Source organism: Pseudoxanthomonas kaohsiungensis, from assembly GCF_010211765.1.
GTDB classification, from domain to species: Bacteria; Pseudomonadota; Gammaproteobacteria; order Xanthomonadales; family Xanthomonadaceae; genus Pseudoxanthomonas; species Pseudoxanthomonas kaohsiungensis.
Genome location: NZ_PDWO01000002.1, coordinates 14622 through 34794 on the forward strand (window position 1 = coordinate 14622; position 20173 = coordinate 34794).

Genomic DNA, 20173 nt, shown 5'->3' on the forward strand with positions numbered 1-20173 from the left:
GCGAAGCCGTGGTGATGGCCTCGTCCTTGCCGGCGGCGTCGGGTCGCCGAATCGGCTCCTACAGGAGCAGGGCGCGGGCGGGCGTGGCGCAGGCGCCGCGCGATGTCATTGCGCATCCGCTGTGGCGCCACCGCGCGGCAGGCCGCGACAAGTTCCTGTAGGAGCCCATCTTCATGGGCGACCCGGGCACCGACCGGCGAGAGCGTCGCCCGTCCCCGCGGCGTCGGGTCGCCGATGAATCGGCTCCTACAAGGACGGCGGCGGCGGCCAGCCGAACAGCGCCATCGCCTTGAGGAACTCGCCTTCCGGCGGCGCTTCCACCTTCAGTGGCTCGCCGGTCCGCGGGTGCGGGAAGCCCAGCCGCCAGGCATGCAGCAGCATCCGGTGCACTCCGCGCATGCGGAAGGCGCGGTTGTGGCGACCGTCGCCGTGGCTGGTGTCGCCGATGAGGTGGTGCGAGGCATGCTTGAGGTGGCGCCGGATCTGGCGGAAGCGCCCGGTCGGCAGCTCGCATTCCAGCAACGCGTAGCGCGAGGTCGCGAAGCCGGCGGACGGCTCGTCCAGCTCGCCGGTAGCGAGGCGGCGGAAGTGCGTCACCGCCGGTTTCTTCTGCGGCTTGCCCGGACCACCGTCGAGCGGGTGGTCGATGGTGAACGCTTCCTCCGGCCAGCCGCGGCAGATCGCCAGGTAATGCTTGTCCAGTTGCCGGGCCATCACCGTCTTGCCCAGCGCCGAGGCGCCGTCGCGGTCGAACGCCAGCAGCAGGCAGCCGCTGGTGGCGCGGTCCAGCCGGTGGACCAGATGGATCGGGCGGCCGAACTGCTCGCGCAGGCGGTCGGCGGCGAAGTCGGTCTCGTCCGCCGCCAGCGCGCTGTCGTGCACCATCAGCCCGGCCGGCTTGGCGACCACAGCCAGCCACGCATCCTCGTACAGCACTGGCAACCGCATGGATTCCTACCCCTTCGCGTGGACAAGACCTACCGGCCAACACCACCGGCGCACTGCGGCCGTGGGCCACATCTGCGACACTCGACGGGCCGGCAAAACGCCCGGCCCCTGCACTGGAGACCACGGATGATCGCCGGCAAGTCCATTCTCGCATTCGCGCTCACGCTGGCCACCGCTCTGCTCTGCACCGGGGCGCATGCCGCGGCGCAGGCGCCAGCCCTGCCCAAGGGCGTGACCGCCGGGCCCAGCATCGAGGGCATCAGCGAGTTCACCCTGGCCAACGGCCTGCGCGTGCTGCTGTTCCCGGACCCGACCAAGCCGACGGTGACGGTCAACCTCACCTACGGCGTCGGCTCGGTGCACGAGAACTACGGGCAGACCGGCATGGCGCACCTGCTCGAGCACCTGCTGTTCAAGGGCACCCCGGCCCACGACGACATCAGCGGCGAGATGAAGCGGCGCGGGATCCAGTTCAACGCCACCACTTCGCTGGACCGGACCAACTATTTCGCCTCGTTCCCGGCCAACGCCAGCACCCTGGACTGGGTGCTGGGGATGGAGGCCGACCGCATGCTCGAGTCGCGCGTGGCCCGCTCCGACCTGGACAGCGAGATGACCGTGGTCCGCAACGAGCTGGAGGCCGGCGAGAACAACCCGGTCGGCGTGCTCATGCAGCGCCTGCGTTCGACCGCCTACCTCTGGCACAACTACGGCCACTCCACCATCGGCGCGCGCTCGGACGTGGAGGGCTTGCGGATCGAACAGCTGCAGGACTTCTACCGGACCTGGTACCGCCCGGACAACGCGACCCTGGTCATCGCCGGCCGGATCGACCCGGCCGAGGTGCTGGGCAAGGTCCAGGCCACGTTCGGGCCGCTGAAGAACCCGAAGTCGCCGCTGCCGCAGGCACCGACCGTGGAGCCGGCGCAGGACGGCGAGCGCGAGGTCACCGTGCGCCGGGTCGGCGACCTCAACCTGGTCGCCGCCGCGTACCACATCCCCGCGCGCACCCATGCCGACAACGCCGCCCTTTCCGTGCTGGCGAACGTGCTCGGCCACACCCCGGGCGGACGCCTGCACCGCGCCCTGGTCGAACCGCGCATCGCCGCCGCCGCCGGCGCCAGCGCCGAGGGCCTGGCGGATGCCGGCCTGTTCACCGCGGTGGCGGTACAGCAGCGCAGCGGCGATGCGCAGGCGATGGAAGAGGTGTTGCTCGCCCAGGTCGAGCGGCTGGAAAAGCAGCCGGTCACCGCCGAGGAAGTGGCGCAGGCGCAGCAGCGCATCGCCAACGCCTACGACCTGTACTTCACCGACGTCAACGCGGTCGGCATGGGCCTGTCGGAGTTCGTCGCCGCCGGCGACTGGCGCCTGCTGTTCACCAGCCGCGATGCGATCGCCAAGGTCACCGCCGACGACGTCAACCGCGTCGCGGCGCAGTACCTGCGCCCGGTCAATCGCACCCTCGGACGCTTCGTGCCCACCGATGCGCCCGACCGGGTCGAGGTGCCGGCCGCGCCGCCGGCGGCGGGCGTGGTCGCCGGTTACACCGGCCGTGCCGCGGTCGATGCCGGCGAACACTTCGATCCGAGCCCGGCGAACATCGAGGCCCGCACCGAGCGCTTCACCCTCGGCGAAGGACTGAAGGTGGCGCTGCTGCCCAAGCGCACCCGCGGCGGCACGGTGGTGGTGGACGGCAACTTCCGCTTCGGCGACGCCGCCTCGCTGACCGGCCGCGACACCGCCGCCGGCATGGCCGGGGCGATGCTGATGCGCGGCTCCAGGCAACTGAGCCGTGTGCAGATCGACCAGAAGCTGGAAGCGCTGCAGACCCAGGGCGGCGTCAGCGGCGGCCTGCAGGGCGCCAACCTGTCGCTGGTCACCCGTCGCGCACAGTTGCCCGAGGCGCTGGCCCTGATGGCCACGTTGCTGCGCGAACCGGCCTTCGCCGAGGAAGAGTTCGAGCAGCTGAAGCTGCAGGCGGTCACCGGCCTGGAAGCCTCGCGCAACGAGCCCGGCAGCATCGCCGCGCAGGCGCTGGCGCTGCATTTCGATCCCTGGCCGGCCGGCCATCCGCTGCACGTGGAGACGCTGGACGAGTCGCTGGCCCGCCTGCACGCGCTCAGGCGCGAGGACCTGGTCGCCTTCCACCGCGACTTCTACGGCACCGCGCAAGGTGAAATCGCGATCGTCGGCGACTTCGACGCGGCCGCGGTCCGCAAGCAGCTGGAGGCCCTGTTCGCGGACTGGAAGACCCCGCATCCCTACCAGCCGATCGCGACCCGCTTCACCCCGGTGGCGCCGGTGGCCGAGCGCCTGCCGGTAGCGGACAAGCCCAACGCCGTGTTCATGGCCCGCCACAACGTCCCGCTGCGGGTCACCGACGATGACTACACCGCGCTGGTGGTGGCCAACCGCATCTTCGGCGGCGGCGCGCTGAAGTCGCGGCTGGGCGACCGCATCCGGCAGAAGGAGGGCCTGAGCTACGGCGTGGGCAGCTCGATCAACGCCGACGACAGCATCGAAGGCAAGGACGATGCCGGCAGCTTCGCCATCCAGGCGATCGCCGCGCCGCAGAACATGGTCCGTGTCGAGGCGGCGGCGCGCGAGGAACTGGCCCGCCTGGTCGCAGACGGCATCACCGCCGCCGAACTGCAGGATGCGGTCTCCGGCCTGCTCACCGAACGCGAACAGGGCCGGGCCAACGATGCCCAGGTCGCCGGCATGCTGCAGGACCAGCTGTACTTCGGCCGCACCATGCAGTTCACCGCCGACCTCGACGCCCGCTACCGCGCGCTCACCGTGGACCAGGTCAACGCCGCGATCCGCAGGCACCTGGATCCGGCGAAGCTGAGCACCTTCACCGCCGGTGATTTCGCCGCCGCGGCGAAGGCGGCGCCGGCGGCGCAGGGATCAGCGGCGGCGGCGCAGTAACGCGGCGTCGGGTCGCCGATGAATCGGCTCCTACACAGGCACCACCACCGCCCTGTAGGAGCCCATCTTCATGGGCGACACGGGCGTATCCGACGGCAGGGAACCGACGGGTGATGGCCCCGCCGGTTCGCCGATGAATCGGCTCCTACACAGGCACCACCCCCGCCCTGTAGGAGCCCATCTTCATGGGCGACACGGGCGTATCCGACGTCAGGAAAACGGACGCGTGATGGCCCCGTCGGGTCGCCGATGAATCGGCTCCTACACGGGCACCACCCCCGCCCTGTAGGAGCCCATCTTCATGGGCGACACGGGCGTATCCGACGGCAGGGAACCGACGGGTGATGGCCCCGCCGGGTCGCCGATGAATCGGCTCCTACACGGGCACCACCACCGCCCTGTAGGAGCCCATCTCCATGGGCGACACGGGCGTATCCGACGGCGAGGAACGGACGGGTGATGGCCGCGTCGGCCGGCACTCCAACGACACCGGCTTGTCGCCGACGACCGCCCTACCTGCGCGGCAGCGCAGCCAGGATCGCCCAGAGCCCACCCAGGCCGGCGATCCACGCCGACAGCGGCACGCCCAGCAGGCTCGGCCCACCGGCCTCGAGCGCATACAGCACCGCGGCCACCACCAGCAGGCCGCTGCCGAGGATCGCGGCCACCGAGCGGCGCTGCATGGTCTGCAGGGTGCGGGCGATTTCGCTGAGCTCCTGCGAACGGATGCCCATCTCGTGGCGGCCCTCGACCTGCTGCTCCAGCCAGGCGTGCAGCAGGCGCGGCATTTCCGGCGCGCGGGTCATCAGCTCCGGCGCGCGCTTGCGGAACTCGCGCAGCAGGCGGCGCGGGCTGTAGCGCTCGCGCAGGATCCGCTCGAGCACCGGTTGCGCGACCGCCCAGATGTCCAGCTTCGGGTCGAGCTGGCGGCCGACGCCCTCGATGTTGAGCAGGGTCTTCTGCAGCAGGATCAGTTGCGGCTGCAGGGTCAGCTCGTAGCGCTGCGCGGTGCGGAACAGCTTGGCCAGTACTTCGGCCAGCGAGATCTCGCTCAGCGGTCGGGTGAAGTACGGCTCGCAGACCGCGCGCGCGGCGGCTTCCAGCTCGTCGATGCGCACGGTCGCCGGCATCCAGCCGGCTTCGACGTGCAGCTCGGCGATGCGGCGGTAGTCCTTGTGGAAGATGGCCATGAAGTTCTCGGCCAGGTAGTACTGGTCCTGCGCCGAGAGCTGGCCGACGATGCCGAAGTCCAGCACCACGAAGCGCGGGTCGTGGCGCCGCGCCGGATCGTCGTCGACCCAGATGTTGCCGGCGTGCGCGTCGGCGTGGAAGAAGTTGTAGCGGAACACCTGGGTGTAGAACACCCGCACGCCCTTCTCCGCCAGCACGCGGCGGTCGATGCCGGCGGCATCCAGGGCGGCGATGTCGTCCGACGGAATGCCGCTGACCCGCTCCATGGTCAGCACGCGCTCGGCGGTGTGGCTCCAGATCACTTCCGGCACGTACAGGTCCGGCGAGTCGGCCCACAGCCGGCGCATCACGCTGGCGTTGGCACCCTCGCGCTGCAGGTCCAGCTCGGCGGCCAGGGTGGTCTCGATCTCGGCGACCACCGCCTGCGGGCGGATCTTGTCGGCGTTGGGGTGGGTGCGGTCGACCAGCGCGGCCAGCGACTTGAGCAGGGCGATGTCGGCGCCGATCTGCTTCTCGATGCCCGGGCGCAGCACCTTGACCACCACGTCGCGGCCGTTGCGCAGGCGGGCGGCATGTACCTGGGCGATCGACGCGGAGGCCAGCGGCGTGGTGTCGAAGCGGGCGAACACCGTGGCCACCGGTTCGCCGAGCGCGTGCTCGACGATCGCGCGCGCGGTGTCGCCGTCGAACGGCGCCACCTGGTCCTGCAGCAGGGCGAGCTGTTCGGCGATGTCGGCCGGCAGCAGGTCGCGCCGGGTCGAAAGGATCTGGCCGAACTTGACGAAGATCGGCCCCAGCTCCTGCAGCGCCAGCCGCAGGCGCTCGCCACGCGGCAGCCGCGCCACGCTGGCCGGCGTGCGCGGGGCGAAGGGCTTGCCCAGCCGCAGCCAGCGCTCGGCGGGCGTGTCGTCGAGTAGTTCGTCCAGCCGGTAGCGCAGGACCACCCGGCCGATGCGCCAGGCGCGAAGCGCCGCCCTCACGGGGCCACCTCGACGCGGGGCAGGCGGGCGATGCGCGCGGCGATGCGCTCGACGTCGTCGCGCAATGCATCGACGTCGTCGTTGAAGGCGGACAGCTCGGCGCGGGCGACCACGTCGCGGCTTTCCTCGGTGACGTACTCGGCGCCCGATCGCGCCAGCCCGGCGGCCGTTCCACGGGCACCGCGCAGCGCCGCCGCCACCGCATTGGCCACCTGCACACCGATCACCTCGCCGAACGCGGCGACGAACGGCTGTTGCCAGTCGGGGGTGAAGTTGGCGGCCAGCCGCTGCAGGCGCTGGGCCAGGTCGGCGTCGCCGGCCACGTGCAGGCGCCCGCCCGCGCCTCGCGCGCCGGCCAGGAACGGCATGCGTCCGAGCAGGCCGCCGACCGTGCCGCGGACCGCCAGGTCGGCCTGGCCCAGCGGCGGGCCCACCTGCAGGTGGCCGCGATGCACGGCGATGTCGAGCGCCAGCGGCGGCGATTCGAGCGCCAGCGAGATGCGGCGGCCATCCAGTGCCGCCAACGCCGCGCCCGTGTCCGGATCCAGTGCCACGGCACGGTTGAGCGCCGCTTCCAGGGCGCGACCGGCCAGCGGCTTGAGGGCATCGAAAGGCGTGGGCATGCCGGCATTCTACCGGGGCCGATGCCGGGGCGACGGCTGCGGAACGCCTGGTGCCGGGCGGAACAAGGCGCGGACAAGACGACGGGCGGGGCTTGCGCCCCGCCCGTCCAATGGCTTCCATGCCTGCCGCGCGCCGGCTTGCACACGGCCCGGGCGGCGAACTCCCTCCTTTCGGTGGCCCCGCGCTAGACCTTGCGGCCGCGCAGCAGCGAAACGGCGCCCAGGATCAGGAACACGACGAACAGGATCCAGGCGATATTGGTGGCGGCGCCGGCGATGCCGCTGAAGCCCAGCAGCGCGGCGATGACGGCGATGACGAAGAACACGACGGCGTAGTGCAGCATGGGGATATCCCTCGGGTGGACGCCCCTCGGGGCGGTTGCCGCGGATAGTGCGTGGACCCGGGTCGTGATCAGGTGATGGCCGCACCGTCGCGCCATGCAGCCTTCAGCCTTGTGAGTCCCTCGTCAAAGGAAACCCGGGGCACGTAGCCGAAGTCCCGGCGTGCCGGCTCCATGCTGTACCAGTGCGTCGTGCTGAGCTGCTCGGCGAGGAAGCGGGTCATCGGCGGCTCGCCGCGCAGGCGCAGCAGCGGCCAGACCCGCTCGCAGACCGCGCCGATGCGGTACGCGGCCTTGAACGAGAGGTGCTTCTCCACGGGTGGCGCGCCGGCTGCCGCCAGCAGCGCGTTGAGTACCTCGCGCATCGGCCGTGGATCACCGTTGGAGATGAAGTAGGCCTTGCCTGCGCAGGCTGCGCCGGGCGCCAGGTGGTCGAACGCATCGAGGTGCGCCTGCGCGGCGTTGTCGATGTAGGTCGTGTCCACCAGGTTGTCGCCGCTGCCGACGATGCGCAGCCGGCCGGCGCGCGAGCGCTCGACCAGTCGCGGCAGGATCTGCGCGTCGCCCGGGCCCCAGATCAGGCGCGGGCGCAGCGCCACCACCGCCAGTGTGGCGTCGCTGGCGGCCAGCGCCTCCTGTTCGGCGATCGCCTTGGTCGCCGCGTACGGCGCCTGGAAATCCTCGCCATAGGGCACTTCGTCCGCGCCCAGGCCCTCGACCGGATGGGTGGCGCGGTGGGTGACGCTGGGCGTGGAGGTGTAGACCAGCCGGCCGATGGCATGCGCGCGGCAGGCGGCCAGCACGTTGCGGGTGCCCACGACATTGGCCTGGAAGTAGCTGTCGTAGCTGCCCCAGGCGCCGGCCTTGGCCGCGTTGTGGAACACCGCGTCCACGCCGGCGGCCGCATGCATCACCGCGTTCGCGTCGGCGAGGTCGCCGCGCACCTGGCCCACGCCAAGCGCCGCCAGCTCCGGCGAATGCCGGCGCTGGAAACTCACCACTTCGTGGCCGCGCCCGCGCAGGCCGCGGCACAGCGCCTGGCCGAGGAAACCGCCGCCACCGGTGACCAGGATCTTCATGCGTTGTCTCCAAGGCGAGGGGCGGCCCAGGCGGCCAGCTTCTCGCGGCCGATCTTGGCGTTGTGGCGGATGTCGACCGGGAAGCCGGGGTGCGGGAGGAAGGTGGCGATGCGCGCGGTGTGCCGATGCCGTGCGCCGATCGCACGCAACTCCGCCTCGATCCGCGGGAACTCGCCCACGTGGGTGCCGGCGGCCAGCTCGACGCACAGCACCGGTCGCTGCGTGCCGCGGCCGCCCACGCCGACCAGCGCGGTGCGGCGCACCTGCGGATGCACGTTGAACACCGGCTCGACCTGCTCGGTGTAGAGCGGGCCATCGGCCGCTTCGACGCGCTGGCTCTTGCGGCCGCAGAACCACAACCGGCCCTGGTCGTCGAAATAGCCGACGTCGCCCATGCGGTGGACGACGCGCTCGCCCGCCGCCGCCCCGCTTCCCTCCGCGGCCAGCGTCTCGCGGATCTTGGCCGCGGCGGTGGCCGTGTCGCGGTTGAAGTAGCTGTCGGTGGCGGTCGGGCCGGCGACGGTGATCTCGCCGACCTCGCCCGGCGCCAGTTCGCGCACGCCGGACCACTCGGCGACCGGCGCGTCGTCCACCGCGATGATGCGCACCTGGTTCGGCGGCACCGGCCGGCCGACGCAGGTGCCGGCGCCGGCCTCGGTCGCCGCGCGCGTGCCCTGCAGTTCGCGGCCTTCGATCACCGCCACCGGCAGGCACTCGGTGGCGCCGTAGGGCGTCCAGAACTGGGCGTCATCGTCGAGCAGGGTGCGGATCTTCTCGACCACCTCCGGCGGCACCGGCGCGCCGGCCGAGGTCACCCGGCGCAGCGTCGGCAGCGGCCGGCCGTAGTCGGCCAGCACCCGCATCAGCGCCGGCGAGCCGAACAGCTGGGTGGCGCCGAAGCGCCAGATCGCGTCATGCAGCCGCACCGGGTCGGCGCTGGCCGGCCGGGTCGGGTCCATGTCGGGGATCACCGAGGTCAAACCGAGCGCGGGGTCGAACAGCGCGAACGGCGGGAAGGTCGGCAGGTCCACCCCGCCGGGCTCGATGCCGAAGGCCTCGCGCATCATCGCGACCTGGGCGACGAAATGGCGGTGGCGGTAGACCACGCCCTTGGGCACGCCGGTCGATCCGCTCGTGAACAGGATCGCGGCCACGTCGTCCGGCGCGGTGTCGGCCAGTTGCGGCCCGCCGCCGGCGCCGTCCCGCTCGATCTTCGCGAGCGTGGTGCCGCCCCAGCCCCAGCGCGCGCCGACCGTGACCAGGATGCGCGCGGACTTGGCCCAGCCCAGCACCAGGCGCGCCGCATGCGCCAGCGGAATGCCGACGAAGGCCTGCGCCTGCGCCTCGTCCAGGCACTTCTTCAGCGCGCGGCGATCGATGCCCGGGTCGACCAGCACCGGTACCGCACCGGCCTTGAACAGGGCGAACATCAGCAGGAAGAACTCCGGCGACGGCCGCACCATCACTACCGTGCGCACGCCGCGTCCGATGCCGTGGCGGGCCAGGCCGGCGGCGATCGCATCGCTGCGCGCGTCCAGGGTGCGGTAGTCCAGGACCACGTCGTAGGCGGCCAGTCCACCGCCCGCGCTGCGCCGCCCGGGGCAACGGATCGCGGGCTGGTCGGGACGTTCGGCGGCCAGCCGCGGCAGCGCCGCGGCGATGTTGCAGGGCTCGGTCATCGCCCGATTATCGCCGATGGACGACCGCCGATCGGGGCTGCGTCCGCCCGGACGCGTGGACGCTTCTGCGCAGGGCGCGGCCTGCGGCAGAATTCGACGCCTCGCCCCCACCACCGCCCGACGCGTCGGACCCCCATGCACCCCTGCCTTACCTGCGGCGCATGCTGTACCCAGTACCGCGTCGCGTTCCACTGGCTGGAGTCGGACGCGCACAGCGAGGGCGGGGTGCCGTCGCACCTGACCGAGCCCCTGGACGCGCACCGGCTGTGCATGCGGGGCACCTACTCGGCGCCCGTACGCTGCGTGGCGCTGGATGCGGAGATCGGGGTGTATTCGCGCTGCAGCATCCATCCCCAGCGGCCGTCGGTGTGCCGCGACGTCGATGCGTCCTGGGAATTCGGTGCCCCCAGCGGGCAATGCGACCAGGCGCGCATCGTCCATGGACTGCCGCCGCTCACCGCCGCCGATTGGCGCTGGCGCGACCCGGCCGGCAACGACGACGACTGTCCGGACGACAACGGCAACAGCCCCTCGTCGCCGCCGGCGCCGCCGATCGCCGCCTGAGCACCTTGGCGGTGGCGCGGCACGCACCCGCCACCGCAGTGCCCCAGGCACGCGCCGGCCGCGTCCCCGGACCGCGGCCGCTACGCCGGATGGGTCTCCAGGAACCGGCGGATCGCCGGCACCAGCACTTCGTGCTTGTCCTCGAGTACGTAGTGGCCGGCATCCTCGAAGGCGTGCACCTGCGCCCGCGGCAGGTCGGCCTGGAATCGCTCGAGGAAATGCCGGTCGAACACGAAATCCTTCAGGCCCCAGCCGATGAACACCGGACGGTCGGCGAACGACGGCAGGGCCTTGCCGGCCGCCTCCACCAGCGGCCAGGCCTCGTCCTTGGGCGAGAGCGGGATGTCCTGCATGAAGCGGATCGTGGCGATGCGGTTCTTCCACGAGTCGTACGGCGCCACGTAGGCGCGGCGCACGTCGGCCGGCATCTTCCGTTCCACGCCCAGCCACGAGGCGCCGGCGGAGAACGCATTGAAGGTGCGGATCAGCAGCTCGCCGACGAAATAGTCGCGGCCCAGCGCGATCTGCCATGGCATCGCCTTGGTCGCCGGCATCGGGAAGGCGGCGGTGTTGAGGATCACCAGCCGCTTGACCTGCGCGGCGTGTTTCAGCGCCCAGCCGAAACCGATCATCCCGCCCCAGTCGTGCACGGCCAGGGTGACCGGGGTGGCATCGTCGACGCCGGCATGGCGCAGCAGCGCCTCCAGGTCGTCCACGCGCGACTGCAGGGTGTAGTCGTAGCGCGGCTTCGAGGCCAGGTAGTCGTCCGGCTTGTCGGACAGGCCCATGCCGACATGGTCCGGGACGATGCAGCGGTAGCGCTTGCCGGAAGCCGGGTCGGCCAGCCCCGCGACCAGGGTGCGCCAGTAGTAGCTCCACGATGGATTGCCGTGGAGCATGACCACCACCTCGCCGTCGCGCGGCCCCTGGTCCAGGTAGGACATCGAGATGCCGGGGCGGACTTCGAAGCGCTTCGGATCGGACGGGTAGCCGGGGAACTGTGGCACGGGGAGGCCGTTTTCGCGGGAAGCCCGGGATTGTAGGCCAGCGCGCGCCGCTACCGGCCGGCGGCGTGGCGCGCACGCCTCCCTTGGGCTGCCGCAGGGACTACCATGCACGCCCTTCCCTTGCTTCCGTCCGCCATGGCCACGCCCCCGCCCTACCTCGATGACGCGCAGATCGAGCGCCTGTCCGCGCTGCTCGAACAGCGCGCCGTCCCGTTCCGCGGGTTCAACCTCGAGGCCCTGGACGGCTTTCTTTCCGCGCTGGTGGTGTCGCCCTCGCCGGTGCCGCCCGAGGAGTGGGAGCCGCTGGTATGGGGCGGCAAGGCGCCCAACTGGGGCAGTGCGGAGGAAGCGCAGGAGGTCCAGGCCCTGCTGGCGGGCCACTGGAACATGTGCGCCGCGCGCGCCCGCAAGGGCGATGAAGCCCTGCCGGACCACCTGATGCCCTTGATGTGGCTGCCGGAAGACCCGGAGGACGGCGCCGAGGCCCTGGCCGAGGACGAACTGGACGTCGGCCGCGAATGGGCGCTCGGCTTCTTCGAAGGCGTGGCGTTGCGCGAGGCCGAGTGGGACCGCTGGCTGGACGAGAACGGGTGGATCGACGAGATCTTCGCCCTGCTCGAGCGGCTGGCGTCCGGCGAGGTGGCCGATGCCGACGACGACCCCGGCAAGGCGCCCGTGCCGCTGGCCTATCGCGACCGGCTGGAGATCGTGATGGACCTGCCGGGCATGCTCGCCGACCTCAACCACCACCACTTCGAGTCGATGACGCCGCGCACCCCGATCCGCCGCGACGCGGGGCCGGGCCGCAACGATCCATGCCCCTGCGGCAGCGGCAAGAAGCACAAGAAGTGCTGCGGGGCGGGCTGAACAACAGCCCTGGCTCGATGCGGGGGACGCCCCGCGCCGCCGGACGCAGGAACGCCAGGCCGATCGACCGGACATGAAAAGGGCCGGACGAACCGGCCCTTCATGCGACCCGGATCAGGCGCGCCGGGGGCGCATCACCATTCGACTTCGGCCATCGAGCAGTTCAGGCCAGAACCAATACCCAGCAGGGCGATGCGGTCGCCCTTCTTCAGGCGGCCCAGCTCCTTGAGCTTGCTCAGCACGATCGGCACCGAAGCCGGGCCGATGTTGCCGTGCTCGCCGAAGATGGTCATGACCTTCTTCGGGTCGATGCCGATGGACTTCACGAACGCCTGGGTGTGCGGGCGGCTGACCTGGTGGATCACGAACTGGTCCAGTTCGTCCACCGCCCAGCCCAGCGCCAGCTTGGCCGCGCCGAAGGTCTTCTGCGCCAGCTTGATGCCCTCGATCAGCAGCATGCGGGTGTCGGTGACCATCCGGTCCAGGTTGCCGCGGCACAGCTGGTTGAACTCGGTGGCCGAGCGGGTCACGCCGCCCTTGTAGCGCGGGGCATCGGGCACCAGTTCGCGGCGGGCCAGGACCATCGCCGCGGCGCCGCAGCCCAGGGTCAGCGCGGCCATCTCGTCGCGGAACTGCTGTTCGGTCACGTCCGGGGCGGCCATGCGCTCCAGGGTCTTCTCGTAGACCAGGTTGGCGGTCTCGCCGTCCACCACCAGGGCGTAGTCGATCTCGCCGCGCTCGAGCATGCGGGCGGCGATGTCCATGCCGTTGATGAAGGCCAGGCAGGCGTTGGCGACGTCGAAGGTCATGCACTCGTCGCCCACGCCGAGGTTGCCGGACACGATCGAGGCGGTGGACGGCTCCAGGTAGTCGCGGCTGACCGACGTGTTCACCAGCAGGCCGATCTTCTCGACGCCGATGCCGGCATCGAGCAGTGCCTTGCGCGCGGCCAGGGTGGCCACGTCGGAGGCCTGCTGGCCGTCGTCCCACATGCGGCGCGCGTGGATGCCGGCGATGTCGCCCAGCACGTCGGTGCGGATGCCCAGCCGGTCCAGCGTCGGCTTGAGCCGCTCGTTGATTTCCTGCGAGGTCAGGGTGTGCGGCGCATCGATGTGCGCCAGCCCGGCGATGGAGACATTCTTGAACAGCATGGCAAACCGCGCCGGTGTGGCTGAAGGGGCACCGATTCTAACGGCTGGCCGTCTTCACCGCACCTTTACGAACCCCGGCGGGCGCCGCCGGGTTCAGGGGCCGCACTGGAAGGCGGCGAAGCGCTGGCTGCCGCCGCTGGGCTCGCCCAGCGGCTGCAGGGTGTTGGCAGGCACCCCGGGCGCCTCGTTGCGGGCCAGGGTTTCCAGTTCGTCGCGGACCTTGAGCGCGTCGCGATCGTAGAAGGCCACGTTGTGCTTTACCGAGACCTCGATCTCGCCCTGCCGGGTGCAGCCGGCCGGCGCCGGCCCGGCCGGGACCACGCGCACCTGCTTGGCCTCGGGCTTGAGCGAGACCCAGGTGCAGGCGGCCAACGGGAGGACCAGCAGCAGGACGGACAGGGGACGGAGCATGGGCGGGAATTCCAGGTGGAGGGGCCGGCAGCCACCAGAGTGCCGGCCCGGGGATGAACGCCATTGTAGGAGCCGATTCATCGGCGACACGTGAGTCGGATGCCCGGGGGCGTCGCCTGTGCCGGCGGTGTCGGGTCGCCGATGAGGATCGGCTCCTACTGGCGAACGGTGCCAGGGGCGCGCGCCGGTGGGAGCCGGCGCGCGGCCGGACCTACTTCGCCGCCACCGGCTTGCCGTCGGCATCGACCACGTGGACCTCGCCCAGGTTCAGCGCGCGCACCGGCGCCTCGACCTGCTTGAGGTCGCCGACCACGACCCACACCAGCTTGTCGGGATCGAGGGCGGCGGCGGCCTGCTGCACCTGCTCCACGGTCAGCGCCTCGATCTCGTCCTTGCGCTTGAACACGTAGTCGTCCGGGCGGTCGTAGCGGACGATGCCGCCGATGGTGGACATCACCGCGCGGCTGGTCTCGTAGGCGCCGGGCAGGCTGCGGATCTCGGTGGCCTGGATCTTGGCCACCTCCTCCGCGGTCGGCGGGGCCTTGCCGGTGGCGTACTCGCGGATCTCGCGGTCCAGCTCCTTCAGGGCCTCGGCGGTCTTGTCGATCTGCACCGGGGCGAAGCTGATCCACGGCCGCTGGCCGATCGCGCCCGGGGCGCTGCTGTAGGCACCATAGGCCCAGTGCTTGTCCTCGCGCAGGTTCATGTTCAGGCGCGAGGTGAACTCGCCGCCGAGCACCGAATTGGCGAAGTCGAACCGGATCGCACCCGCGTCCTTGGTGGAGGGCACCACCTGGCCGGCCAGGATCGTGGCCTGCACCGCGCCGGGCTGGTCGACCAGGTAGACGGTCGGCCTGGCCGGACGCTCCACTGCCGGCAGCGCCGCGGCGGCCACGGCCGGCGTGGCGGCCTTCCAGTCGCCGAAGTGCTTCTCCAGCAGCGGCACCACCTCGTCGAGCGTGGTGTCGCCGACCACGATCAGGGTCGCGTTGTCCGGACGCACCCACTGGTTGTGGAAATCGAGCAGGTCCTGGCGGGTCAGCGCGGCGATCGAGGCCTCGGTGCCGCTGCCGCTGAACGGGATCGCATAGGGATGGCCCTGGCCGTACAGCAGCGGCGGCAGCACCCGCAGCGCGGCGCCGTTCGGCCGCGCTTTCTCCTGGCCGATGCCGGCGATCCAGGTGGCGCGGACGCGGTCGATCTCCTTCTGGTCGAAGCGCGGCTGGCGCAGCATGTCGGCGAACAGCCCCAGCGAATCGTCCAGGTTCTCCTTCAGCGCCGACAGGTAGGCGTTGCCGCCGTCCAGCGCCGCGCCTGCGCCCAGCATCGCGCCCAGCGACTCGGCGCGGTTGGCGAACGCCAGCGCGTCCAGCTCGCCCGCGCCCTCGTCGAGCATACCCATGGTGAAGCTGGAGGTGCCGAGCTTGCGGCCCTGGTCGGCGGCGAAGCCGCCCTTGAACTCGTAGCTGAACTGCACCACCGGTACCGCGTCGCGGCGGGCCAGGATCACCTTCGTGCCGTTGCTGAGCGTGGCCCGCTCCAGCGCCGGGAACTTCAGGTCGGGGAAGCTCTCGGGCATCGGCACGCCCTGGCTGCGGTCGACCGTGGCCCTGGCCGTCTTGAACTTGGGATCGGGCTTGGGCAGCACGAACGGCGCCGGGGTCGGCGATGCCTCTTCCTCCAGCACGGTGCGGTCGCCCGGCACCACCACCAGGGTGTGCGAGCCTTCGCCCAGCCAGCGCTGGCCGGTGGCCTTGAAGTTGGCGGCGGTGGTGTCGCGGACCACTTCCAGGCTGGCGCGGAAGCAGCCGGGGTCCTTGGTGTACACCGCGCACTCGGCCAGCGCGTCGGCCTTGCCGCCGAAGCCGCCGATGCGCTCGATGCCGCGCACGAACCCGGCCTCGAGCATGGCCTGCGCCTGCTGCAGCTCGGCGGCCGTCGGGCCGTCGGCCAGCAGCTTGCGCAGCTCCTCGTCGATGATCGCCTCGACCTTGCCCGGGTCCACGCCCTGCTTCACGTCGGCGGTGATGTAAAAGGTGGACGCCAGCTCGAACGGTTGCACGTAGGCGCTGACCTTGTCGGCCAGCTTCTCGCCGTGGACCAGGCGGCGGTCCAGGCGCGAGCTGCGGCTGCCGCCGAGGACCTGCGACAGCACCTGCAGGCGGTCGGCATCGGCATCGCCGTAGCCGGCCACGCTCCAGGCGCGGTAGATGCGCGCCTGCGGGACCTTGTCGGTCATCGTCGCGCGGCTGTCCTCGCGCTTCACCGGTCCGGCCTGCACGCGCGCCAGGCTCGGGCCGGCCGGGATGTCGCCGAAGTAGCGCGCGACCTTCTCCCTGGCGGTGGCGACGTCGATGTCGCCGGCCAGCACCAGCACCGCGTTGTTCGGGCCGTACCAGGCGCGGAACCAGTTCTTCACGTCCTCCAGCGAGGCCGCGTTGAGGTCGTTCATCGAGCCGATCGTGCTGTGGTGGTACGGGTGGCCCTTCGGGTACAGCACCCGGTACAGCTCGTCGTCGGCCTGGCCGTAGGGCTGGTTCTCGCCCTGGCGCTTCTCGTTCTGGACCACGCCGCGCTGCTCGTCCAGCACCTTCTGGTCGATCGCGCCGAGCAGGTGGCCCATGCGGTCGGACTCCATCCACAGCGCCATGTCCAGCGCGGTGGTCGGCACGTTCTGGAAGTAGTTGGTGCGGTCCAGCCAGGTGGTGCCGTTCTGGTCGGTGGCGCCGGCCAGCTCGAACGGCTCGAAGAACTCGCCGCGGTAGTTTTCCGAGCCGTTGAACATCAGGTGTTCGAACAGGTGGGCGAAGCCGCTGCGGCCGGCCGGTTCGTCCTTGCTGCCGACGTGGTACCAGAGGTTCACCGCCACCACCGGCGCCTTGCGGTCGGTATGCACGATCACGCGCAGGCCGTTGGGCAGGGTGAACTCCTCGTATGGCACCAGCTGCTCGCCGGCAGGCGCTGCGGTCTTGGCGGCCAGCGCCGGCGAAGGCGCCAGGGCGGCGACGCCGAGCGATGCGGTGATGGCCAGGACCAGGGCGGCCGTAAGCGGCCGGCGGGCTAACGTCATGGTGACGCTCCTTGGGGAGTAGACGCCCGATCCTACCCAGCGCCCCCGGCCTTTACACTAGGCCACAAGCCATGCCGGAGCGGAGCCGCCGATGCGGGACTCGACCGAAGCCGACCGCCACTGCCTGGTGACCGGCGCCAACCGCGGGCTTGGCCTGGAATTCGTCCGCCAGCTGCTGGTGCGTGGCGAGCGCGTGGTGGCCGCCTGCCGCCATCCCGGACGCGCGACGGCGTTGAACCTGCTGGCCGGCGAGCATCCGGGCCGGCTGCACGTGCTGCCGCTGGACGTGGCCAGCGCGCGCAGCCGCGACGAACTGGTGCGCGAACTGCCACTGGTGCTCGATGGCGCCCGCCTCGGGCTGCTGGTCAACAATGCCGGCGTGCTGCACGGCGGCGAGCGCTTCGGCCAGGTCGCCGAGGCCGACCTGGAGACCAGCCTGCACACCAATGCGATCGGCCCTTTCCTGCTGACCCAGGCGCTGGCGCCCTTGCTGGCCGATGCCGATGGCGCGCGCGCGGGAGCCGTGGTGGCCAACCTGTCCTCGGAGATCGGCTCGATCGCCCGGCGCGACGAGTTCCGCACGCCCAGCTACGCGATCGGCAAGGCCGCGCAGAACATGGGCAGCGTGTTGCTGGCGCGGGCCCTGGCCCCACGTGGGATCCGGGTGGTGGCGCTGCATCCGGGCTGGGTGCGCACGGACATGGGTGGCGCGCAGGCCACGCTGGCGCCGGCCGAGGCGGTGGCGGCGCTGCTGGATGTCATCGACCGGCTCGGCCCCGGGCAGAGCGGCGTCTTCCTCGACCCGCGGGGCCAGGTACTGCCCTGGTGACCGCGCGCCGCTTCGCGCGCGCATCCCTACCTACATAAGGCGCCGAGCTCTTCCGGGCGGTCGGCTTGCGGTCGGCCGTCCTGGAACCGGGTTCCGAGACCGCCAGCCGGCGGGCGCCGGACACGGAAACCACGCTGGACGGACGTCCGCGCGCACGGCCGGACACCGCGGACACCCGACAAAAGACTGGTAAATCAGTTGCTTAAGGTTGGCACGCTGCATGCGTTGTATCCGGCGAGTCCAGCGCCATCCTGAAAATTACTGAACGGATGGTGAACACAAGCGGGAAATCTTGAACTTTCGCTTGCGCTTGCTGGTTAGGTGTATTACTTTACTACCACACCACCGCCACATCACACCGGAGCACGCCATGAACGCCAAGACCCTTTCCGCCGCGATGAGCCTGATCCTGTCGCTGGCCGCCCTGTCCGCCAACGCCGCCGAGACCCGCATCGTCGACCTGCCGACCGTGACCGTCCGTCCCGACGCCGCCCTGAGCGCCGAGCTGGCCGCCAACGCCCCGCGCGTCGCCCATGTCGTCGACCTGCCGGCCGTGACCGTCCGCCCCGATGCCGCGCTGGCCGCCGAACTGGCCGCCAACGAAGCCCCGCGCGTGGCGCACATCGTCGACCTGGCGGCGATCAACGTGTACCCGACCGCCGAGCAGCTGGCCGAGCGCGCCGCCATCGTGGCCGCCGAGCACGCCCAGGCCCTGACCGCGCAGCTGGCGACCACGCTGCTGGCCGAGACCCTGGCCGTCACCCTGCCCTGACCGCCGCACCCGCGCGGCGGCGGGAGGGGCCCGCATACAATCGCCGCGATGCAAGCGCCTGTTTTCGACATCCTGCTGTACCAGCCCGAGATCCCGCCGAACACCGGCAACGTGATCCGGCTTTGCGCCAACACCGGCGCGCGCCTGCACCTCGTCGAGCCGCTCGGCTTCGCGATGGAGGACAAGCAGCTGCGGCGCGCCGGCCTGGATTACCACGAGTTCGCCCGCGTGCAGGTGCACGCCAGCCTGGACGCCGCGCTCGACGCGATCCGGCCGGCACGCCTGTTCGCGCTGAGCACCCGCGGCCAGGTCCGCCACGACCAGCCGCGTTACGCCGATGGCGATGCCTTCCTGTTCGGCCCGGAAACCCGGGGGTTGCCACAGGACGTGCTCGACGCGGTCGCCCCGGAGCTGCAGCTGCGCCTGCCGATGCGCCCGGGCAACCGCAGCCTCAACCTGTCCAACGCAGTGGCGGTGGTGGTGTTCGAGGCCTGGCGGCAGAATGGGTTCGCCGGCGCGGGCTGATGCCTGATGCAAGCCCCCAAGTTCCCGGAAGTCGCGCCAAATTAATGTACCAGTCAGTTTGATATTCAGGCTGGATTGAGGACCACTGCGAATAATTGCGCCCACCGGTCGGAGCAAAAGGCCGGACATACCAAACGACATAGAGGTCGATAGAACAATGAAGAAGTCCCTGCTGGCCCTGACCCTGCTGGTCGCCGCCCCCTTCGCCGCCTCGGCGGCCGAGGGCGTGTCCTACAACTACGTCCAGGGCGGTTACGCCGCGACCAATACCGACGGCGCCGATGCCGACGGCTGGGGCCTGGACGGCTCGGTCGCCATCGCCCCGAACTTCCACCTGTTCGGTGGTTACAGCAACCAGGAGATCGACGACACCTCGATCGACTTCGACCAGTGGCGCGCCGGCGTCGGCTACAACCGCGAGATCGCCCCGTCCGCCGACCTGGTCACCCGCGTCGCCTACGAGAAGTTCGATGCCGGCAGCGGCTTCGACTACGACGGCTGGAGCGCCGAAGTCGGCGTGCGCGGCGCGCTGCACCCGAACTTCGAAGGCTACGTGATGGCCGGCTACGAAGACGGCGACAACTACGACGGCGAGTTCTACGGCCGCCTCGGCGCCCAGGCCAAGTTCAACCAGAACTGGGGCGTGAGCGGCGACGTGAAGTTCGTCGACGGCGACACCCAGTGGTTCGTCGGCCCGCGCTTCAGCTGGTAAGCGACACCTGTGCGATAGGCCGGGGATGGTCCCTCTCTCCCCTGTCCCTGGCCTAGTTCTACTGGCGTGTTTCCCTCCCTCCACGCCAGACCCGGAGCCCGGCGCAAGCCGGGCTCTTTTTGTTTCCGTTCCGGAAGCGGGCGCTGGTCGGCGGCGCACGGCGCAGGCGCCTTGCAGGGCCTGTCGTAGCCGGTCGAAACGTCAGTTCCGGACGGGGTCGCCGTGCCCTGTTGTAGCCTCGGCTCCCCAAGCGGCCGCTTCCCGCGGTTGAAGCGTCGGCTCCGGACGGGGCCGCCGCACCCTGGGCCCATGTCCCACCCTTCGGGACGACGTCCTGTCTTTACGAAGGGCCGTGGCACATCCATGTGCCACTTGGGACATGGGCCCAGGGTACGGCGTCCTTCGCGGTCATCGGGGTCGTGGCTTCGATCGTAGGAGCCGGGCGAGTGCGACGCTGTGCCAACACCGTCGAGCCGTCGAATCATCGGTGGTC

General features: G+C 71.0%; 17 protein-coding genes. 7 read left to right on the plus strand and 10 right to left on the minus strand.

The genetic code is table 11. The features are described from left to right. Window positions 1-246 precede the first annotated feature (246 nt). Entirely contained in the window at window positions 247-948 is a 702-nt protein-coding gene (locus CSC66_RS02540) for a pseudouridine synthase (protein WP_162375825.1), read from the minus strand. Between the two features lie 126 nt (window positions 949-1074). Here CSC66_RS02540 and CSC66_RS02545 point away from each other — a divergent pair, with 126 nt between their 5' ends. Then, a complete protein-coding gene (locus tag CSC66_RS02545; RefSeq protein WP_162375826.1) occupies window positions 1075-3879 on the plus strand; it encodes a M16 family metallopeptidase in 2805 nt (934 codons plus the stop codon). Between the two features lie 512 nt (window positions 3880-4391). Here CSC66_RS02545 and ubiB read toward each other — a convergent pair. The 5 genes from ubiB to oleC form a co-directional block, all read right to left on the minus strand. Further along, window positions 4392-6050: a ubiquinone biosynthesis regulatory protein kinase UbiB gene (ubiB, locus tag CSC66_RS02550; protein ID WP_162375827.1), complete on the minus strand. Its 1659-nt coding sequence runs from the start codon at window positions 6048-6050 to the stop codon at window positions 4392-4394. Further along, complete coding sequence (locus CSC66_RS02555; protein WP_162375828.1) at window positions 6047-6673, minus strand: ubiquinone biosynthesis accessory factor UbiJ; 627 nt, start codon at window positions 6671-6673, stop codon at window positions 6047-6049. Before CSC66_RS02555 ends, ubiB begins: the two co-directional genes overlap by 4 nt. 185 nt (window positions 6674-6858) lie before the next feature. Then, entirely contained in the window at window positions 6859-7017 is a 159-nt protein-coding gene (locus tag CSC66_RS02560; RefSeq protein ID WP_162375829.1) for a DUF1328 domain-containing protein, read from the minus strand. Window positions 7018-7085: 68 nt separating this feature from the next. Then, window positions 7086-8093, minus strand: coding sequence for a 2-alkyl-3-oxoalkanoate reductase (gene oleD / locus CSC66_RS02565; RefSeq protein WP_162375830.1), 1008 nt, complete (start codon window positions 8091-8093; stop codon window positions 7086-7088). Further along, window positions 8090-9772, minus strand: coding sequence for an olefin beta-lactone synthetase (gene oleC, locus CSC66_RS02570; RefSeq protein WP_162375831.1), 1683 nt, complete (start codon window positions 9770-9772; stop codon window positions 8090-8092). The genes oleD and oleC overlap by 4 nt, the downstream gene beginning before the upstream one ends. Window positions 9773-9907: 135 nt before the next feature. On the opposite strand from oleC, the gene CSC66_RS02575 reads away from it, so the two are divergent. Then, window positions 9908-10336, plus strand: a complete 429-nt coding sequence (locus tag CSC66_RS02575) for a YkgJ family cysteine cluster protein (RefSeq protein ID WP_162375832.1) — start codon at window positions 9908-9910, stop codon at window positions 10334-10336. An 80-nt stretch (window positions 10337-10416) separates the two neighbouring features. Here CSC66_RS02575 and CSC66_RS02580 read toward each other — a convergent pair whose 3' ends face one another. Continuing rightward, window positions 10417-11343 (minus strand): alpha/beta fold hydrolase, encoded by a 927-nt coding sequence (locus tag CSC66_RS02580; protein ID WP_162375833.1) that lies wholly within the window; start codon window positions 11341-11343, stop codon window positions 10417-10419. A gap of 105 nt (window positions 11344-11448) precedes the next feature. Between CSC66_RS02580 and CSC66_RS02585 the strand changes: the two genes are divergently transcribed. Then, the gene (locus CSC66_RS02585; RefSeq protein WP_238394236.1) at window positions 11449-12210 is read left to right on the plus strand and encodes a UPF0149 family protein; all 762 of its coding nucleotides are present in this window, start codon (window positions 11449-11451) and stop codon (window positions 12208-12210) included. A gap of 134 nt (window positions 12211-12344) precedes the next feature. Here CSC66_RS02585 and CSC66_RS02590 read toward each other — a convergent pair whose 3' ends face one another. From CSC66_RS02590 to CSC66_RS02600, 3 genes are all read right to left on the minus strand, one after another. Further along, entirely contained in the window at window positions 12345-13361 is a 1017-nt protein-coding gene (locus tag CSC66_RS02590; protein WP_162375834.1) for a 3-oxoacyl-ACP synthase III, read from the minus strand. Window positions 13362-13454: 93 nt separating this feature from the next. After that, the gene (locus CSC66_RS02595; protein ID WP_162375835.1) at window positions 13455-13772 is read right to left on the minus strand and encodes a DUF4156 domain-containing protein; all 318 of its coding nucleotides are present in this window, start codon (window positions 13770-13772) and stop codon (window positions 13455-13457) included. A gap of 211 nt (window positions 13773-13983) precedes the next feature. After that, window positions 13984-16842 (minus strand): M16 family metallopeptidase, encoded by a 2859-nt coding sequence (locus CSC66_RS02600; protein WP_162375836.1) that lies wholly within the window; start codon window positions 16840-16842, stop codon window positions 13984-13986. 91 nt (window positions 16843-16933) lie between these two features. Here CSC66_RS02600 and CSC66_RS02605 point away from each other — a divergent pair, with 91 nt between their 5' ends. The 4 genes from CSC66_RS02605 (at window position 16934) to CSC66_RS02620 (ending at window position 19680) form a co-directional block, all read left to right on the plus strand. Further along, a complete protein-coding gene (locus CSC66_RS02605) occupies window positions 16934-17671 on the plus strand; it encodes an SDR family oxidoreductase (RefSeq protein ID WP_162375837.1) in 738 nt (245 codons plus the stop codon). Window positions 17672-18041: 370 nt separating this feature from the next. After that, window positions 18042-18443 carry a hypothetical protein gene (locus tag CSC66_RS02610; RefSeq protein ID WP_162375838.1) on the plus strand — a complete coding sequence of 134 codons (402 nt, stop codon included), beginning with the start codon at window positions 18042-18044 and terminating at the stop codon, window positions 18441-18443. A gap of 48 nt (window positions 18444-18491) precedes the next feature. After that, complete coding sequence (trmL, locus tag CSC66_RS02615) at window positions 18492-18968, plus strand: tRNA (uridine(34)/cytosine(34)/5-carboxymethylaminomethyluridine(34)-2'-O)-methyltransferase TrmL (protein WP_162375839.1); 477 nt, start codon at window positions 18492-18494, stop codon at window positions 18966-18968. A gap of 157 nt (window positions 18969-19125) precedes the next feature. After that, the gene (locus tag CSC66_RS02620) at window positions 19126-19680 is read left to right on the plus strand and encodes an OmpO family porin (protein WP_162375840.1); all 555 of its coding nucleotides are present in this window, start codon (window positions 19126-19128) and stop codon (window positions 19678-19680) included. Window positions 19681-20173: the final 493 nt, after the last annotated feature.

Coding starts and splice junctions, on each gene's coding strand:
- CSC66_RS02540 (WP_162375825.1), bottom strand. CDS start 948: ATGCGGTTGCCAGTGCTGTACGAGGATGCGTGGCTGGCTGTGGTCGCC.
- CSC66_RS02545 (WP_162375826.1), top strand. CDS start 1,075: ATGATCGCCGGCAAGTCCATTCTCGCATTCGCGCTCACGCTGGCCACC.
- CSC66_RS02555 (WP_162375828.1), bottom strand. CDS start 6,673: ATGCCCACGCCTTTCGATGCCCTCAAGCCGCTGGCCGGTCGCGCCCTG.
- CSC66_RS02560 (WP_162375829.1), bottom strand. CDS start 7,017: ATGCTGCACTACGCCGTCGTGTTCTTCGTCATCGCCGTCATCGCCGCG.
- oleD (WP_162375830.1), bottom strand. CDS start 8,093: ATGAAGATCCTGGTCACCGGTGGCGGCGGTTTCCTCGGCCAGGCGCTG.
- oleC (WP_162375831.1), bottom strand. CDS start 9,772: ATGACCGAGCCCTGCAACATCGCCGCGGCGCTGCCGCGGCTGGCCGCC.
- CSC66_RS02575 (WP_162375832.1), top strand. CDS start 9,908: ATGCACCCCTGCCTTACCTGCGGCGCATGCTGTACCCAGTACCGCGTC.
- CSC66_RS02585 (WP_238394236.1), top strand. CDS start 11,449: ATGCACGCCCTTCCCTTGCTTCCGTCCGCCATGGCCACGCCCCCGCCC.
- CSC66_RS02590 (WP_162375834.1), bottom strand. CDS start 13,361: ATGCTGTTCAAGAATGTCTCCATCGCCGGGCTGGCGCACATCGATGCG.
- CSC66_RS02595 (WP_162375835.1), bottom strand. CDS start 13,772: ATGCTCCGTCCCCTGTCCGTCCTGCTGCTGGTCCTCCCGTTGGCCGCC.
- CSC66_RS02600 (WP_162375836.1), bottom strand. CDS start 16,842: ATGACGTTAGCCCGCCGGCCGCTTACGGCCGCCCTGGTCCTGGCCATC.
- CSC66_RS02605 (WP_162375837.1), top strand. CDS start 16,934: ATGCGGGACTCGACCGAAGCCGACCGCCACTGCCTGGTGACCGGCGCC.
- CSC66_RS02610 (WP_162375838.1), top strand. CDS start 18,042: ATGAACGCCAAGACCCTTTCCGCCGCGATGAGCCTGATCCTGTCGCTG.
- trmL (WP_162375839.1), top strand. CDS start 18,492: ATGCAAGCGCCTGTTTTCGACATCCTGCTGTACCAGCCCGAGATCCCG.
- CSC66_RS02620 (WP_162375840.1), top strand. CDS start 19,126: ATGAAGAAGTCCCTGCTGGCCCTGACCCTGCTGGTCGCCGCCCCCTTC.